Source organism: Mesorhizobium sp. M1D.F.Ca.ET.231.01.1.1 (assembly GCF_003999155.2).
Classification (GTDB): domain Bacteria; phylum Pseudomonadota; class Alphaproteobacteria; order Rhizobiales; family Rhizobiaceae; genus Mesorhizobium.
The window spans coordinates 244,270-260,216 of the sequence record NZ_RZOZ02000006.1 but is presented as its reverse complement, the minus strand read 5'-3'; the positions used below and the strand labels follow the sequence as shown (position 1 = coordinate 260,216).

The following is a 15,947-nucleotide window of genomic DNA, read 5'->3' as shown; positions in this document are numbered from 1 at the left end:
CCTCAATAGGGATCGACGGCATCGCGCAGGCCGTCGCCCAGCGCGTTGAAGGCAAAGACGGTGATCAGCACGAAGCCGACCGGCGACAGGATCCACGGATAGGTGCCGATGACCGAATAGGTCGCGGTGTCCTGCAGCATCAGCCCCCACGAGATCAGCGGCGGCTTCACCGCGAACCCGAGGAAGCCGAGGAAGGATTCGAGCAGCACCACCGTCGGGATCGCCAGCGTCACGGCGACGATCACATGGCTCATCACATTGGGGAAGATGTGCTGCATGATGATGCGCCGGTCGGTGGCGCCCACCGCCATGGCGGCGCGCACATAGTCGATGCGCGCCAGCGCCAGAGTCTTGCCGCGCACCTCGCGCGACATCTGCGCCCAGCCCAGCGCCGACATGACGATGATGACGAAGGCGAGGAAGACATTGGTCGGCGCGGTGACCGGGATCAGCGTCGTCAGCGCGAGATAGAGCGGCAGTTGCGGGAAGGCGAGCACAAGCTCGACGAAGCGCTGCATCCAGACATCGAACTTGCCGCCGAAATAGCCCGATGCCATGCCCACGGTGGTGCCGATGACGGTGACGATGAAGACGACCGTCAGCGCGATCATCAGCGAGACGCGCGAACCATGGATGGCGCGCGACAGCACGTCGCGGCCGAACTTGTCGGTGCCGAGGAAATGCACCGGCTGGCCGTCCATCGAACCGAAGAGGTGCCGGCCCGCCGGGATGAGACCGAGCAGCTTGTAGGGCGCGCCCTCGACGAAGAAGCCGAGCAGTCGCGGATGGTCGTAGTCGGGCCCGACGATCGGCTGGAATGTGACCGGGTCGAGATCGGTCGACTCGGCCAGCACGTAGATTCTCGGCCGCGCGGTGAAATTGCCGTCCTTGTCGCGGAAAGCGGGCACCTCCGGCGGAGCGAAGGCGATATCGGTCGCCTTCGGGTCCAAAGGCGCCAGGAATTCCGCGAACACGGCCATCGCGAGCAGCAGCACGACCAGGCAAAGTCCGGCCATGCCGGTCCAGGAGCGCCTCAGCCTGCGCCAGACGAGCGCCACGTAGCTCTCGTTGCCGTGGGCGGGCTGGTGCACTGCGCCTTCGGCCGGCGGCGGTGGAGGTGATGGATCGCGCGCCAGCATCTAATGCTCCCCGAACTGGCGCACGCGCGGGTCGAGAAGCGCGAGCAACATGTCGGCAATGATGTTGCCGACGATCAGCGTCGCCGACAGCACCATCATGAAGGTTGCGGTCACATAGACATCGCCGACCGCCATCGAGCCGACGATCGCCGGTCCGACTGTGGGCAGCGCGAAGATGATCGCCGTCTCGATCTCGCCGGTCAGCATGTAGGGCAGGACCACGCCCTGATACATGACCAAAGGATGCAGCGCGTTGGGCACGGCATGGCGCATCACCACCGCGCCGCCGGTCAGTCCCTTGGCCTTCGCCGTCTCGACATATTGCGCGTTGAGCGTGTCGAGCAGGTTGCCGCGCATGACGCGCATGTTGTAGGCGAGCCCGCCGAAGGTCGCGATCGCCACCACCGGCCAGACATGCTTGACGAGGTCGACGAACTTCGCCCACGACCATGGCGCGCCGCCATATTGCGGCGAGAAGAACGAGCCGATCTCCGACACGTTGAACTGGAAGACCAGCAGATACACGATGATCAGCGCCATCAGGAAGCGCGGCACCGTCATGCCGAGGAATGAGATGGCCGAAAGCGTGGAGTCGATCCAGGAATACTGCCGGGTCGCCGCCCATATGCCGAAGCTGATGCCGAGCACCGAGGCGAGCAGGTGGCAGACCAGCGCCAGGAGCAGCGTGCGCGGCAGCCGCTCGCCGACCACATCGGCGACCGGCTTGTTGTAATAGAGGCTGTAGCCGAAATCGCCGCGAGTGACGATGCCGCCGATCCAGTTGAGATACTGGACGGGCAGCGGCTTATCGAGGCCATGTTCTTTCCGGTAGGCCTGCGCCTGCGCATCCGCCTCGGCGTAGGAGGCTCCGCCCTGGTTGATCAGCTGCGAGCGGATATAGTCGGCGTAGTCGCCGGGAGGCGCCTGGATGATGGCGAAGGTGACGAGGCTCAAAATGGCGAGGACGGGAAGCGCCGACGCTATGCGCATGAGCAGGAATCGCAACATGGACGGTCCGCTTCCTTTGTCTGGCCGGTCGCTCCCTCGGGTGCGTTCGGAAGTTTCGTTGGTCCGGCCGCGCCGCGGCGCGGCCGGACTTTCTTCGTCAGGGGAGGTAAACCTTACATCGGGCCTTTGTCTCCCGGTTTGCCGGGGAGTTCCTCAGGGAAGAGTTCATACTTGGCCTGCTTGTCGGCCGCGACGAAGACGCGTTCGCGGATGATCGAATCCTCGGCCCAGTTGAACATGAAGATCGGTGTTCCCTGCGGGATGTTCGAGAAGCGCTTGTTGACGATCAGCGCGCCCGGATATTCCGTCAGGCCGACATTGTAGACGTTTTCCGTCGAGATCTTCTGGAACTTCTTCATCAGCTCCGCGCGCTGGTCGTTGTCCTGCGTCGAGACGAACTTATTGACGATGTCGACCAAGTTCTTCTCGAACGGCATCAGATCGACCTCGCCGCTTTCCGGCGCGCGATGGTCCCAACTGGTCTTCGGACCGACCGGAGCGAGTTGCACCGTGTTCTGCACGACGGAGGTGAGCTCCTGCTCGTTGCGCCGGATCAGCCAGTCGAAGCGGCCCGAATATTGGGTCGCGTCGCGCTGCGTGCCGTTTACGCCATTGAGCACGACCCTCAAGCCCAGCTTTTCCATCTGCGCCACGACGCCTTCGGCGAGGCTCTTGTCGGTGATGTAGTCGTTGTTGACCAGCATCACGATCTCGACATCCTTGCCGCCGGCGGTGCCGGCCGGGAAGTTGACGAAGCCGTCGCCGTCGGTATCCTTGAGGCCGGCCTTGGCAAGCTCGGCCTTGGCGCCTTCGAGGTCGAAGGGATAGTAGACGGTCGACTTGCGGTCGTAGAAGCTGGTGCCGGACGAGAAGCCACCGGGATAGATGGCGGTGAACGGCCCCTTGACCAGCGAATCGCCGAGCGCCTTGCGGTCGAGCGCCATGGTGACGGCCTTGCGGAAGTCCTCATTGCGGTTCAGCTCGCGCAGCGCCTGGCCGCGCTCGTCCGGGTTGCCCCAGCCATTGGCGGAGAAGTTGAAGCGCAGATTGTAGCCGATGAGGCGCGGACCGAAGGCAAGCCGCGCCGGCGCGTTCTTCTCGGCGGCGCGCTTCAGCGAGGCGACGAAGTTTTCCGGCTGCTCGAGGTTGGAGAAGTCGCCCGAGCCCGCCACCGCCTGGACGTCGCGGTCGGCCCATGTCGAGAGCTTGTATTGCAGCTCGTTGAGATAGGGCAGTTGATTGCCCTTCTCGTCGACCTTCCAGTAATAGGGGTTGCGCCGCAGGACGATGATGTCGTCGGGCCGGTATGCGACCGGCACCCAGGCACCCATCACCGGCATGTTCATGAACTCCGGCGGGAAGGCATTCTTGAACTGGTCGTAGGTATTCTTCGAATACTTCGGATGCTGCGGCTTCAATATGTGCGAAGGGCCGGGGCAGAAGGTGCCATAGGCCATCGTGTAGAGATACTGTCTCGGGAACGCGTCCTTGAAGGTCCACTCGACGGTGTAGTCGTCGATCTTCTTCAGCGTCGTGCCGACGCCGAAGGTTTCCGGCGTCGCGCCGTTCAGCGGCGAGACGTTGGGGTCGACGACCTCGTCGTCCCAGTAGAACATGACGTCGTCGGCGTTGAAGGGCACGCCGTCCGACCATTTGGCGCCTTCGATGAGATGCATGGTGAGCTTGTGGCCGTCCTTCGACCATTCCCAGCTCCTGGCGAGGTTCGGCAGCGGTTCGGTGTCCTTGGCCTCGACCTGGAACAGCGGCGCGGTGCGCGTCAGGCATTCCGAAAGGCCGATGTCGATGCCGCCCCAGCCTTGCGTCTGGCCGGCGCCGTAGTTCCAGCCTTCCGGCCTGCCGCCGATGACGTGCCGCATCGTGTCGCCATAGACGCCGACGCCGTCCGGCATGTTGGCGGTCTTGAAGACCAGCGGCTCTTTCGGCAGCCGGTCCTTCACCGGCGGCAGCTTGCCGGTCTTGACGTATTTCTCCGTCACCCAGTCGGGCTCGTGATATTCGGGCAGCGCCTTGAACTCCAGGATGGAGTCGCGCGCCACAAAATGGATCTTGCCTTCGGCCGGAAACGTCGCCGGTTCCGGCGGCGCCGTCGGCTCGGATGCGAAAGCGTTGAGAGCCGGAACTGAAACGCCGAGCGTCAGTCCGGCGGCAATGCCAATTCTGCGTAAGGTCCTCATTGTCTCCTCCCACGTGATCAGGACGTTTTCTGCTTTCCGCCCGCTATTTCCAGGCGGCTGAACCGGCCGACCCGCCTCCCTGGGGCCAGCACAATGGCCGAGGCTCAGCCGGCCTGTTTCAATGCCGCCTTTTCGGCGCGCAATTCCTCGATCGAGCGCACGCTTCGCCGCGCCGCGCCCGCCCATTCGCGGGTCTTGACCCTGGATTTCGAAAGCCGCTCTTTTGCCGCCGGCACGGCATCGGCGTATTGCGGCAGCCAGGCGGCCTGGGCGACGACCATCTCGTCCACCATCTGCCAGACCTCTTCCGGCGTCGACACGGCGCCGACCAGCGGATCGTGAAGCACGGCGAGCTTCAACAGATCGATGTCGCCGGCAATCGCGGCATGCACCGACATGCGCTGGACGTTGATCGAGGACATGCAGGTGGCGGCACAGGCCTCGGGCAGCGTGATGCCGGCCGCCATGTTGATGCCGAAGCGGTCGACGAAGCCGGGCGACTCGATGATGGCGTCCTGCGGCAGGTTGGCGATCACGCCGTTGTTCCGGACGTTGAAGTGCCCGCGATAGACGCGGTTGGTCTCCAGCGCCTCGAGAATGTGGCTGGCATGCTCGTTGGAGCGTTTTGCCGGATCGATCGGCTTCGACGCGGCTTCGAGGAATTGCGGATATTCCGTCTCGAACCAGTTGCGCGTCTCGGTCGAGTAGCGCAGATAGCCGCCGGTCTCGCCATGGATCCAGTCCGACATGTCGATCCAGCGCGTGATCTCGTCGGGGCGCTTGCGGTACCAGGGCAGATATTCGGACAGATGCCCGTTGCTCTCGGTCGAATAGACCCCAAAACGCTTCAGCACGTCGATGCGCAGCTTTTCCTGCTTCGAATAGACCGGGTGCGCTTCGAAGGCGGCGACCAGCTCGTCCTTGCCGATCGGCCGGCCGTTCAGCCTGAGCTCGATGAACCAGGTCTGGTGGTTGATGCCGGAACAGACATAGTCGAGTTCCTTCGACGATTTCGCACCGAGCACTTCGGCGATCTGCGCGGCACCGTGCTGGACGCCGTGGCAGAGCCCGACCGTGTCGACCTTGCCGTATTCGATCGCGGCCCAGGTGTTCATCGCCATCGGGTTGGCATAGTTCAGGAATTTCGCGCCGCTCTCGGCGACCGCGCGGATGTCCTTGCAGAAATCGAGGATCACCGGAATGTTGCGCTGGCCATAGAGAATGCCGCCGGCGCAGATCGTATCGCCGACGCACTGGTCGATGCCATATTTGAGCGGAATGCGGATGTCGTCGGCATAGGCTTCGAGGCCGCCGACGCGCACGCAGCTGATGACGTAGCGCGCGCCCTCCAGCGCCTTGCGGCGGTCGGTCGTCGCCGTCACCCTGGTCGGCAGATTGTTGGCTTCCACGATCCGGTCGAGGATCGCCCTGATCATGCCGAGATTGTGCTCGCTGATGTCGGTCAGCGCGAATTCGATGTCCCGGAATTCGGGGACGCAGAGAATATCGGTGAACAGCTTCTTGGTGAAACCGACGCTCCCGGCGCCAATGATAGCGATTTTGAAACTCATCACCTTCACCTCGATCCATTCGAATGCTAGGCAAGGAGCAGCAGGGGAGGATATGGCCGCACGCCAGCACGCGTGCTCGCCATTCGAGCCGGAAATCCGGCTCTTTCTCCTCCCGCCCGCTCCTCGACCGCGGGTCTTTCCCGTTCTTGATGAGCCGGATTATGCGCTTATTCGCGGGCGCGGCCAGAGAAGGATTATGCTTTCGAGGGTAATTTTGTGCTGCAGGACCTGATCGCCAACGGGCAGTCGATGCGGACGATCTCGCTGCCGCGCGGCCGCCAGCGCCTGCACGCCATGCCGACCAGCTCAGGCTATGAGGTGCGCGAGGACGAGACCTATGACTGGGACGGGCGAAAGCGCGGCCAGACCCCGTTCACCGTGCTCCAGCATACGATCAGCGGCACCGGGCAGTTGCGCTACGAGAGCCGCAACTATCGCCTGCAGGCGAACGACACGTTGCTGGTTCTGGTGCCGCACAACCATCGCTACTGGCTGGCCAAGGGCGACCGCTGGGAATATTTCTGGATCTCGATGAACGGCGAGGAAGCGCTGCGCGTCCACAAGTCCATCCTCGGCGTGTCAGGCCCCGTGTTTCGGCTGCAGCCCACGACCATCGATCACCTTGCCGATTGCAGCCTGCGCCTCATCAAGGGGGCGGGCTCGCCGGGCGCCGCGTCGGCGATCGCCTACGAGGCGGCGATGGCGCTCTATGACGATGTCTTCGGCTCGCACGCCTTCGCCGAGAAGCAGAGCGCCATGCAGCCGGTCATCGATCACATCAACGCCAATCTCGACAAGCCGCTGCCGGTGGCGGAGCTTGTCGGGATCAGCGGTCTCAGCCGCGCGCATTTCTCACGCTGCTTTGCCGAGAGCGAAGGCTTGCCGCCGGCCGAATTCGTGCTGCAGCAACGGCTGCAGCGCGCGGCGAAACTGCTGACCAGGGCGGATTTCCTGCCGGTGAAGGAAGTCGCGGTGCTGTGCGGTTTCGAGGACGCGAACTACTTCTCCAAGGTTTTCCGCCGCTGCTACGGCATCAACCCGACGCAGTTTCGCACCACCGGCATGTATGCCAGCCTGAGCAATCATCGCTGACGGTGCCGTTGACTACTGCCTGCGGTGGTCGAGCGTCGTCGAAGCGGTGCTGACCGGATCGGCGGCCGCGAAGGCGGCGTCGAGCTGTTCGGGCGTGCGCTGCCCGGCCCGCTTCCAGGCGACATATTGAACGATGCCGAAACCCGGGCGCTGCGGTACGGTCTTCACCACCGGCATGCGGAATCCGTCGCGGAATTTCTCCCAGCGCGCGCCGAGTACCGCGACCAGCTCCTCGAAAGTCGGCGGCGCCGCCACATCGGCATAGGTGATGGTGACCTTGCCGGCGAGGCCGGCTTCGCGCGGGATCGGCACCGGGATCGAGGCCAGATAGTCGGGCGGCACGTCGATCAGCCCGCCGAAGGCCCATTGCTGGCGCAACTCATCGGCTTTCATCGGCGCGACGCTGACGTCGATGTCGTTCGGCGTGCCCGGCACGCGATAGGGGCAGCTGAAGCGGCCGCAATTCGCCTTGGCGGAAAACTGCCAGAGCGCGTAGCCCTGCCAGTTGCCCATCGGGAAATGCACGTCGATGTCCGGCTTGTAGCGCGCATACCAGAGCGGCAGCCTGGACAGCAGCCGGTAAGTGTAGCGGTTGTCGGCGATGTACTGGGCGGTCTTGCCGTTCGAGTAGAGCACCGGGAAGCGCCCGAGGCGGCGGTGCACCTGGCGCACGAATTCTTCCGCGTCCTCGAGCGACATCCAGTGCGCCGGATCGATGCCCTCGATGTCGAGGGCAATGAGATCGTCCGGCGCGGGCTCGGCGAAATCGACGAAATTATTGGCCTGCTCGACCGGATTGCCGGGGCGGGCAAGGTGGTAGGCGCCCCATTTCAGGCCGAGCGCCCTGGCCACCACCTTGCGCGTCTGGAAGAGCTCGCGCGTCACCGCGAAGCGCTTCCACAGCGCCTTGCAGAGCTTCACGTCGGTCTCTTCGCCGAAGCAGAAATAGGGCGGCGGCAGCCCGTCGGAAGCCTTGTTGATGAAGCCGACGATGCGCTTGTCGGTGGCAAGCTCAGCCCAGTCGATGGAATTGTATTCGTAGGCGTCGATCACCAGCGCGCGGTCGGGATTCTTCCAGGGCTCGGAGAAATCCGAGGCCTTTGCCGCCGTGCCCAGCGCAACCGCTGCCGCGAGAAGCGCCAGGCGGCGAAGAGGGCGCGCCGGCTTTTTCAATCAGGGTGTCCCCACTGACCAGAGGACGATCCTGAACCGCTATGGTTAAGGAAGTGCTTTCAAAGCCGATTGGGCGCTCAGCGCCGAAACAGCGACTGCAACTCGAAAGGATCGGGCGCCGGATCTTGCGGCAGCGTGCCCTCGGCGGCGCGTTTCTTGTGATGCGCCAGCGAGCATTGCGGGGAGCACAATATGCCGCGGTCCGTCCAGTAGGCCGGTCCATGCTCCATCTTGCCCTCATGGTACCAGAAGCCGGCAGCCCGATAGGGGAGACCGCATTCGATGCAACGATAGGCGTCAGGTCTGGCAAGCATGGGTCTCGGCCTGGTCTCGAGCCGGACCTCGACGGTCGGCTGCTTCGTATCTAGTACGCCTGGAAAGGAATGCAAAATCCGCGTGACAAAGTTTGACGTTTACGTAAAAAGAAGGCGCGGGACCGGCCCAAAGGCGGATGGTCTCGGTTCGGCCGCGCGACTACGGTTGGCCGGAACGGAGGAGGAGCAGACATGTATCGCGCACCGGTCGAGGATATCGCCTTCACGCTGAAGCACGTTGCCGGCCTGAAGCCGGCGCTGGAGTCCGGCACCTTCGGCGATCTCGGCGAAGACCTCGTCGACGCGATCCTGGCCGAGGCGGGCCGTTTCGCCAGCGAAGAGGTGGCGCCGCTCTACAAGATCGGCGACGAGCATGGCGCGGTGTCGAAGGACGCGGCCGTCACCACGCCGCCCGGCTGGAAGGAGCTCTACCGGCGCTGGATCGACGGCGGCTGGAACGCGCTCTCCGGGCCGGAAGAATTCGGCGGCCAGGGCCTGCCCACCATGCTCGGCGTCGCCGCGCTCGAAATGTGGAACTCCGCCGCCATGGCCTTCGGCATCGGCCCGACGCTGACCATGGGTGCGGTCGAGGCGCTCGACAAGCACGCTTCCAAGGCGCTGAAGGAAAAATATCTGGGCAAGCTCGTCTCCGGCGAGTGGATGGGCACGATGAACCTCACCGAGCCGCAGGCGGGCTCCGACCTCGCGGCCCTGCGCACCCGCGCCGAGCCCGCCGGCGACGGCACCTACCGCATCTTCGGCCAGAAGATCTTCATCACCTATGGCGAGCACGATTTCACCGACAACATCGTCCACCTGGTGCTGGCGAGGCTTCCCGACGCGCCGGCCGGCACGCGCGGCATCTCGCTGTTCCTGGTGCCGAAATTCCTGGTCAATGACGACGGCTCGCTCGGCGCCCGCAACGACGTCTTCTGTTCCGGCCTCGAGCACAAGCTCGGCATCCATGCTTCGCCGACCTGCACCATGATCTACGGCGATGGTTTCCAGGGCGCGACGCGGGGAGCCATCGGCTGGCTGATCGGCGAGGAGAACAAGGGTCTCGCCTGCATGTTCACCATGATGAACAACGCCCGCCTTGCCGTCGGCATGCAGGGCGTGGCGGTGGCCGAGGCCGCGACGCAGAAGGCGATCGCCTATGCCAATGAGCGCCGCCAGGGCAAGGCGTCGGACTATGCCGGGTCCGGCATGGCGCCGATCGTCCATCACCCGGATGTGCAGCGCAATCTGTTGACCATGCGGGCGCTGACCCAGATCGCGCGCGCCATCAGCTATTCCTGCGCGCATGCCATCGACCGCGCGCGCATCGCCGAGGGCGAGGCCGCCGCCACCTGGCGCGACCGTGCCAATCTGTTGACGCCCTTGGCAAAGGCCTTCTCGACCGACGTCGGCGTCGAGGTCGCTTCGCTGGGCGTCCAGGTGCATGGCGGCATGGGCTTCATCGAGGAGACGGGCGCGGCCGCGCTTTATCGCGATGCGCGCATCGCGCCGATCTATGAAGGCACCAACGGCATCCAGGCGATCGACCTCGTCTCGCGCAAGCTGCCGCTCGGCGGCGGCGAGCATGTGCACCGCTATATCGGCGAGCTCAAAGCGATGGCCGACGGCGTGCGCACCTCCAACATCGAGGGCTTCGGCCGCACCGCCGACAATCTCGATCGCGCCCTTGCCGATCTCGATGAGGCGACGCGCTTCCTGCAGAAGCTGCTGGCCGGCGGCAAGGCCGACGCCGCCATGGCCGGCGCCACGCCCTATCTGCGCCTGATCTCGCTCGCCGCCGGCGGCGCCTATCTGGCGCAAGGCGGGCTGGCCGACCGCGGCCGCATCGCGCTTTGCCGCTTCTTTGCCGAAAACCTGCTCGGCGAGACACGCGCCCTGAAGGAGCGCGTCATCGACGGCGCGGAGAGCCTCGCCGTCGCCGGCAGGGCATTGATATCCGTCTGACCCCTGACATTCGAAGGAACCGACCGTGACCGACCATATCCTCATCGAGCGCCGGGGCGCCGTGCAGATCATCCGCATGAACCGGCCCGACAAGAAGAATGCGCTGACGCGCGCCATGTACGCCAAAATGTCGGCCGCTCTTGTCGAGGGCGATGCCGATCCGGCTATCCGCGTCCACGTCTTCCTCGGTGTGCCCGGCGCCTTTTCTTCCGGCAACGACCTTGCCGACTTCCTGGTCATCGCCACCGGCGGCGAGGGCGGCAACGAGGTCTGGGATTTCCTGATGGCGCTGGCCAAGACTGAAAAGCCGATGGTTTCGGGCGTCGATGGCATCGCCGTCGGCATCGGCACGACGCTCAACCTGCATTGCGACCTGACCTTCGCCACCCCGCGCACGCTCTTCCGCACGCCCTTCGTCGACCTCGGCCTGGTGCCGGAGGCCGGCTCCAGCCTGCTGGCGCCGCGGGTCCTCGGCCGGCAGGGCGCCTTCGCGCTGCTCGGTCTCGGCGAAGGTTTTTCGGCCGAGCGCGCCAAGGCCGCCGGCCTGATCTACGACGTGGTCGCGGAAGACGCGCTTGAAAGCGCGGTGCTGGCGGCCGCCGACGAGATCGCCGCCAAGCCGCCGCAAGCGCTGAAGATCGCGCGCGACCTGATGCGCGAGCCGCGCGACGAATTGATCGCCCGCATCGAGGTCGAAAGCGCGCACTTCCGCGAGCGACTGACCTCCGACGAGGCGCGCGCCGCGCTGACGGCCTTCATGACGCGCAAGAAGGCGGGCTGATTTAACGTTATCGCTGCTCGGCCGCGATGCGGATGCCGAGCCCGATCAGCAGCGTGCCGCTGACCGCTTCGACGACGCGGCGCACAGTCGGCCGTCGCAGCCAGTCGCCGGCCTTGGCCACGACAGTTGCGTAGATGGTCAGCCAGATGAAGGTGATCAGCGCGAAGACGACGCCGAGCAGGAGCAGCGACAGAAAAGACGCTTGTCCGGCCGGCACGAATTGCGGCAGCAGGCTGGGGAAAAACACGGCTATTTTCGGATTGCCGAGATCGCTGATGAGGCCTTGCCGGAATGCGGCGATCGGCGCCAATCGTCTATGATGCAGGGCCGGCGCCTGCGCATGGTCGAAATGCGCCGGCCGGATCGCCTCGCGCAGCGCCTGCATGCCGAGATAGACGAGATAGGCGGCGCCGGCATATTTGACGGCGAGGAAGAGCGGTTCGGACGCCGTCAGCAGCGCGACGAGGCCGACGCTGGTCGCGAGCGCCCAGATCGTCAAGCCGCAACCGACGCCGAGCGCGGTCAGGATTCCCGCCGGGCGGCCGCCGAGCAAGGTGTTGCGGATGGTGATCGCGGTATCGGGTCCGGGCGTGACGATCACCACGAGCGCGACGCCGAGGAATGCCAGGAAGATTGCCATGCCGACCCTCGCCAGGCTTGAGGTCCTGGCATCAATATGACCGGAAATGGCTCCTGGCGTAAGGCGAGTTGACCGTCCAATTTCGCCTAAAGGTTGGTGCAGGGGTGTCAAAGCGCTCGGGTCTGTACTATCTCTCGTCGACGCGTGCGGGGGCTCGTGAAAATGGAGAGGACATGAGCCGAGACGCCGCCTTCGATACCCGACCCGCCGACATGACTGGGGGGCGTTCGCAGACCAACTGAACGCCTCGACATGCTTGCCGATGCCGCAAAGCCGCTGGCGCTGACCTTCAAGCTCTGGTGGCGCTTCTGGCCGCAACTGGTTTCCATGGTGCTCCTCGGCATCGTGTTCGGCGACCTGTTCATGCAGCTCGCCGCGCGCACCGCCCTTGTCAACCACATGGCGGGGCTTGCCTTGCTGACGCTGGTCGCGCTGACGCAGCTCATCGTCACCGTCGCCATGTTCCAGATGCTGCTGCCGGCTTTGCCGGCAACACGCGCGGCACAGCAGGCCGCGCGCGATGAAAGTTTGGGCGAGGCGCGCAGCGGCAGCGCGCGGCTGGCGCGCATGGTCACCGTCGCGCTGCTGCCCTTCTTCGCCTATTACGCCGCTTGGGGCTTTCTCGGCGATACCGTGCGGCAATATTCCCGCGTCACGCTCGACATGGCGCCCTTCGGCGAGGGCGCCGGCAACGTGCTCGACGTCCTGGATTCCCGGTGGCTGGTCCTTTCCGTCGTCATCTCCTGGCTGATCCGGCGCTTCGCCATCACCATGCAGGCGCGCGGCGGCTCGCGCTCCTTCTGGCAGATCGTCGTGGTCATCTGCGAGACCAACTGGATCTTCATCGGTCTCTATGTGATCTCGCGCTGGAAGGACGAGGTCGTCGGCTGGATCATGAGCCGCAATTTGTTTTCGACCCTGCAGGCCGCTGCCGACGGCATCGCGAACCCGATCGCAAGCGCCTTTGCCGATCCGATGGTTCCCGTCGAGGTCACGTCGATCGACACGACCGCCAAGCTGGTCAACCTGTTCTTCTACATGCTCCTGCCTGTGATCTGGCTGGTGCTTGCCGCGCTGATCTACGGCTACGACGTGCGCGACGACAAGGAGCTGAGGCGCATGCACCGGCGCGTCGAACGTGCCGGCGAGCGCTACCGCGCCATTCCGAAATTCCTGCGCGACTTCGTCGAGCACTTCGTCTCCGGCTACCGCTCGCGCTATTTGCCGATCGCCAATGGCGTGCGCATCACGCTGAGCTCGGGCCTGGTGCTGATCGTCACGCTGATCGTCGGCTACCGCCTGATCGACTGGCTGGCTGCCTGGGCGTGGCTCGGCATGACGCGCCTCATCGGCCCGCATGGGCTCGATACCTGGCAGGTGCTTTCCGAGGGCGTATCGCTGCTGTTCGGCAGCCCGTTCCAGGACTCCTCGACTGGCATCCTGGTCGAGCCTGTCCGGATCTGCTTCCTCGCCGCCGTCCTCGAAGCGGCCTTCGCGCTGCCGAAGCGCCAGGCCAGCGAAGATGCGCGGCCGGCCGGCTCGCCGGGCGCCGCGGAAGTCGAGGCCCAGAATGCTTGAGCATGCCGGTTCCCGTCTGAAAGCCTGGCTGGTGGCCGGCTTCGGCACCGCAACGGCGATTGCCGTCGCCGGCGTCATGGGCGCCTTCGGCGCAAGGCACGAGCCTCTTACCGTTCTGGCGCCTGGCGGCCGGATCGAAACGGGCGAATGGCTGCTGAGGCCGCTCAAGGCCTACTCCGCCGAAGGCGAGAACCTCTACGGCGTGCCGCTCAAGCCCGGCGCGAAGGCACTCGTCCTCGAGCTCGAGATGACCAACCGGACGGCAAAATCGACAAAGGACTATTTCGATGTCCTGCAGGCGAGCCGGGCAACGGTCGATCCGGCGACGAAACCTTTCATCGTGCTGGCACGCGATTCCACGTTGTCGCCGGAACTGCACCCCGGCATGCCGGAGCGCATGGTCTTTGTCTGGCAATTGCCGGACGGAGCGGCTCCGCCGGCAAGCCTCGAGCTGACGGTCATCCGCAAGACCTACAAGAAGCGCGACAATCTCTACGGTCTGTCGGGCTGGTTCAATCCGGCGCCGATCGGCACGCTGACGCTGCCCGTCGGCAGCGGGCCCGGCAGCGTGGAAATCCAGCCATGATGCGCAAGCTCGCCAACGTCGTCCTGCTGCTCGCCGCGGTGTCGCTTTGCTACGGCCTGCAGTTGTCGAAGCCGCATTACGGCGACCTGATCGGGCCGATCCCCGCGCGCGGCAAGCTCGGCGACACGGTCGTCGGGCGAGGCTTCGAAATCCGTGCCGAGAAGGTGGAATTCGCCGGCAACCTGAAAGTCGACAGGTTCGGCGACAGCAAGGTCCTGACCACCGGCGGTATCTGGGCCGTCGTCACGGTGGAGCTTGCGGCACGGGCGCAATCGACGACGGTGGCGGTCGCGTCCTGGCGCGGAACGACGGGCCTGACCTATGACCAGACGGAGCGGCTGTCCTTCGCCAATGGCCTGCTTCCCGTGGCCATCGACCCCGGCCTGCCGAAGAATGCGAGGCTGATCTTCGAGCTGCGGCCGGATGAAGCGAGCGACGCGGTGGTGCTGGTTTCGGAAAAGCTGATGTCGGCGCTCGATTCGCAAGCCGAAATATCGCTCGGGCCGGTCGCCATCGGACCCGACGGCCTGCCACCCGGAACGCTCGGCACGCTCGATATGACGCAGCCGATCTGAGGGGTATCGAATGACGGCGGAGCTTCGGGATCGCGAGAGCGGGACGAGCGAGCGGAAGTGGCGCCGCCGCAGCCTTTGGTCGCTTGTTCTGCTCATCCCGCTGAGCCTGGCCATTGAGTCCTACGACAGCGTCAAGGCGCTGCTTGGCGACAGCGACCTGTTTCCGCGCCGTGTCGCCTGGGGCGAAAGCGCCCGTTTCGGCGGCAGCGACTGGAAGCTGACGGACCTGCGGGGCGCCTTCGGCATGTCGAACCTGCCGCCGGATTCGGTGCCGGTGCTGGCCGACTTCCAGGTCAAGATCGGCGATCCCGACCTGCAGAACCGATGGCTCGGCTGCAAGGTGATGCTGATCGACAAGGACGGACGGCGCTGGTCGCCGACTTCCGTTGTTGTGTCGCTGAAAACCACGGACAACGTGCAGACCTGCACGTCGGCGATCTTCTCCGGCGCCAAGGGCGGCGATACGCTCAACCTGCGCGAGACGTTCCTAGTGCCGAAGGAGGCGACCAAGTCGGTGCGCCCGGCTGTCGGCGTCGCCAGCGAGCGGCCGCATTTCCTGCTGTTCCAGCTGGAAAAGGATTAGAGCAATTCCAGGAAAAGTGTCTAACGGTTTTCCGTCCGGAATTGTGCAAAAACAAATACTTAGAGCGGTTCGGCGATTCCATGAATCGCTGAAACGCTCTAGGGATACAGCCGCGTCTTGTCCCAGCCGCCTTTGGCATTGCGCGAGAAGGCGATGCGGTCGTGCAGCCGGAACGGACGGTCGTGCCAGAACTCGATCGTCTGCGGCAGGATGCGGAAGCCCGACCAGTGCTTCGGCCGCGGGATCTCGCCGATCGCGTAGCGCGCCGTGTATTCGGCCACCGCCTTCTCCAGCGCGAATCGGCTTTCCAGCGGCCGCGACTGTTTCGAGGCCCAGGCGCCGATGCGGCTGCCGCGCGGCCGCGTCGCGTAATAGGCGTCGGCCTCGGCGTCGCTGACGATCTCGACCGGCCCGCGCACCCGCACCTGGCGGCGCAGCGATTTCCAGTGGAAGCACATCGCCGCCTTCATGCTGCCAAGAATCTCGCGGCCCTTGACGCTCTCGAAATTCGTGTAGAAGACAAATCCCTTTTCGTCGAACCCCTTGAGCAGCACCATCCGCACGTCCGGCATGCCGTCGGCATCGACGGTTGCCAGCGCCACGCCGTTGGGGTCGTTGGGCTCGCTCTTGGTGGCGTCCTCCAGCCATGCGGCAAAGAGCCGGAACGGCTCCGCCGCCTCTGTAAAGTCACTGCTTGTTAACTCGGTTTCGTTCATAGTTTTCCAAATTTTTAACATTGCGGGAGGAGTT

15 protein-coding genes are annotated in these 15,947 nt (G+C 64.8%); 7 read left to right on the top strand and 8 right to left on the bottom strand.

What is annotated here, in order from left to right:
- Positions 1-2: 2 nt before the first annotated feature.
- The 4 genes from EN874_RS18455 to EN874_RS18440 form a co-directional block, all read right to left on the bottom strand.
- On the bottom strand, positions 3-1,139 hold the full coding sequence (locus tag EN874_RS18455; RefSeq protein WP_127426371.1) for an ABC transporter permease: 1,137 nt from the start codon (positions 1,137-1,139) through the stop codon (positions 3-5).
- Positions 1,140-2,147 carry an ABC transporter permease gene (locus tag EN874_RS18450; RefSeq protein WP_126085270.1) on the bottom strand — a complete coding sequence of 336 codons (1,008 nt, stop codon included), beginning with the start codon at positions 2,145-2,147 and terminating at the stop codon, positions 1,140-1,142.
- Positions 2,148-2,260: 113 nt separating this feature from the next.
- Positions 2,261-4,342 carry an ABC transporter substrate-binding protein gene (locus tag EN874_RS18445; RefSeq protein ID WP_127426370.1) on the bottom strand — a complete coding sequence of 694 codons (2,082 nt, stop codon included), beginning with the start codon at positions 4,340-4,342 and terminating at the stop codon, positions 2,261-2,263.
- Positions 4,343-4,446: 104 nt separating this feature from the next.
- Entirely contained in the window at positions 4,447-5,913 is a 1,467-nt protein-coding gene (locus tag EN874_RS18440; protein WP_127426369.1) for an alpha-glucosidase/alpha-galactosidase, read from the bottom strand.
- Positions 5,914-6,162: 249 nt separating this feature from the next.
- Here EN874_RS18440 and EN874_RS18435 point away from each other — a divergent pair, with 249 nt between their 5' ends.
- A complete protein-coding gene (locus EN874_RS18435) occupies positions 6,163-7,005 on the top strand; it encodes an AraC family transcriptional regulator (RefSeq protein ID WP_127426479.1) in 843 nt (280 codons plus the stop codon).
- A gap of 12 nt (positions 7,006-7,017) precedes the next feature.
- On the opposite strand, the gene EN874_RS18430 is transcribed toward EN874_RS18435, so the two are convergent.
- Positions 7,018-8,178, bottom strand: a complete 1,161-nt coding sequence (locus EN874_RS18430; protein WP_127426368.1) for a glycoside hydrolase family 25 protein — start codon at positions 8,176-8,178, stop codon at positions 7,018-7,020.
- 77 nt (positions 8,179-8,255) lie between these two features.
- Entirely contained in the window at positions 8,256-8,492 is a 237-nt protein-coding gene (locus tag EN874_RS18425) for a hypothetical protein (RefSeq protein WP_127426367.1), read from the bottom strand.
- Between the two features lie 192 nt (positions 8,493-8,684).
- Between EN874_RS18425 and EN874_RS18420 the strand changes: the two genes are divergently transcribed.
- Both EN874_RS18420 and EN874_RS18415 read left to right on the top strand, forming a co-directional pair.
- On the top strand, positions 8,685-10,454 hold the full coding sequence (locus EN874_RS18420; protein ID WP_127426366.1) for an acyl-CoA dehydrogenase family protein: 1,770 nt from the start codon (positions 8,685-8,687) through the stop codon (positions 10,452-10,454).
- Positions 10,455-10,479: 25 nt separating this feature from the next.
- Positions 10,480-11,235, top strand: a complete 756-nt coding sequence (locus EN874_RS18415; protein WP_127426365.1) for a crotonase/enoyl-CoA hydratase family protein — start codon at positions 10,480-10,482, stop codon at positions 11,233-11,235.
- Positions 11,236-11,242: 7 nt separating this feature from the next.
- Here the strand turns inward: EN874_RS18415 and EN874_RS18410 are convergent, their stop codons facing one another.
- A complete protein-coding gene (locus EN874_RS18410) occupies positions 11,243-11,875 on the bottom strand; it encodes a LysE family translocator (RefSeq protein WP_127426364.1) in 633 nt (210 codons plus the stop codon).
- Between the two features lie 252 nt (positions 11,876-12,127).
- On the opposite strand from EN874_RS18410, the gene EN874_RS18405 reads away from it, so the two are divergent.
- Genes EN874_RS18405 through EN874_RS18390 form a run of 4 tightly spaced genes read left to right on the top strand, consistent with a single transcriptional unit; the run spans position 12,128 to position 15,197 of the window.
- Complete coding sequence (locus tag EN874_RS18405; RefSeq protein ID WP_127426363.1) at positions 12,128-13,453, top strand: hypothetical protein; 1,326 nt, start codon at positions 12,128-12,130, stop codon at positions 13,451-13,453.
- The gene (locus EN874_RS18400) at positions 13,446-14,039 is read left to right on the top strand and encodes a hypothetical protein (RefSeq protein WP_127426362.1); all 594 of its coding nucleotides are present in this window, start codon (positions 13,446-13,448) and stop codon (positions 14,037-14,039) included. Before EN874_RS18405 ends, EN874_RS18400 begins: the two co-directional genes overlap by 8 nt.
- Positions 14,036-14,614, top strand: a complete 579-nt coding sequence (locus EN874_RS18395; protein ID WP_127426361.1) for a hypothetical protein — start codon at positions 14,036-14,038, stop codon at positions 14,612-14,614. The genes EN874_RS18400 and EN874_RS18395 overlap by 4 nt, the downstream gene beginning before the upstream one ends.
- A gap of 10 nt (positions 14,615-14,624) precedes the next feature.
- Complete coding sequence (locus EN874_RS18390) at positions 14,625-15,197, top strand: hypothetical protein (RefSeq protein WP_127426360.1); 573 nt, start codon at positions 14,625-14,627, stop codon at positions 15,195-15,197.
- Between the two features lie 98 nt (positions 15,198-15,295).
- Here EN874_RS18390 and pdxH read toward each other — a convergent pair whose 3' ends face one another.
- Positions 15,296-15,913: a pyridoxamine 5'-phosphate oxidase gene (gene pdxH / locus EN874_RS18385; protein WP_127426359.1), complete on the bottom strand. Its 618-nt coding sequence runs from the start codon at positions 15,911-15,913 to the stop codon at positions 15,296-15,298.
- Positions 15,914-15,947: the final 34 nt, after the last annotated feature.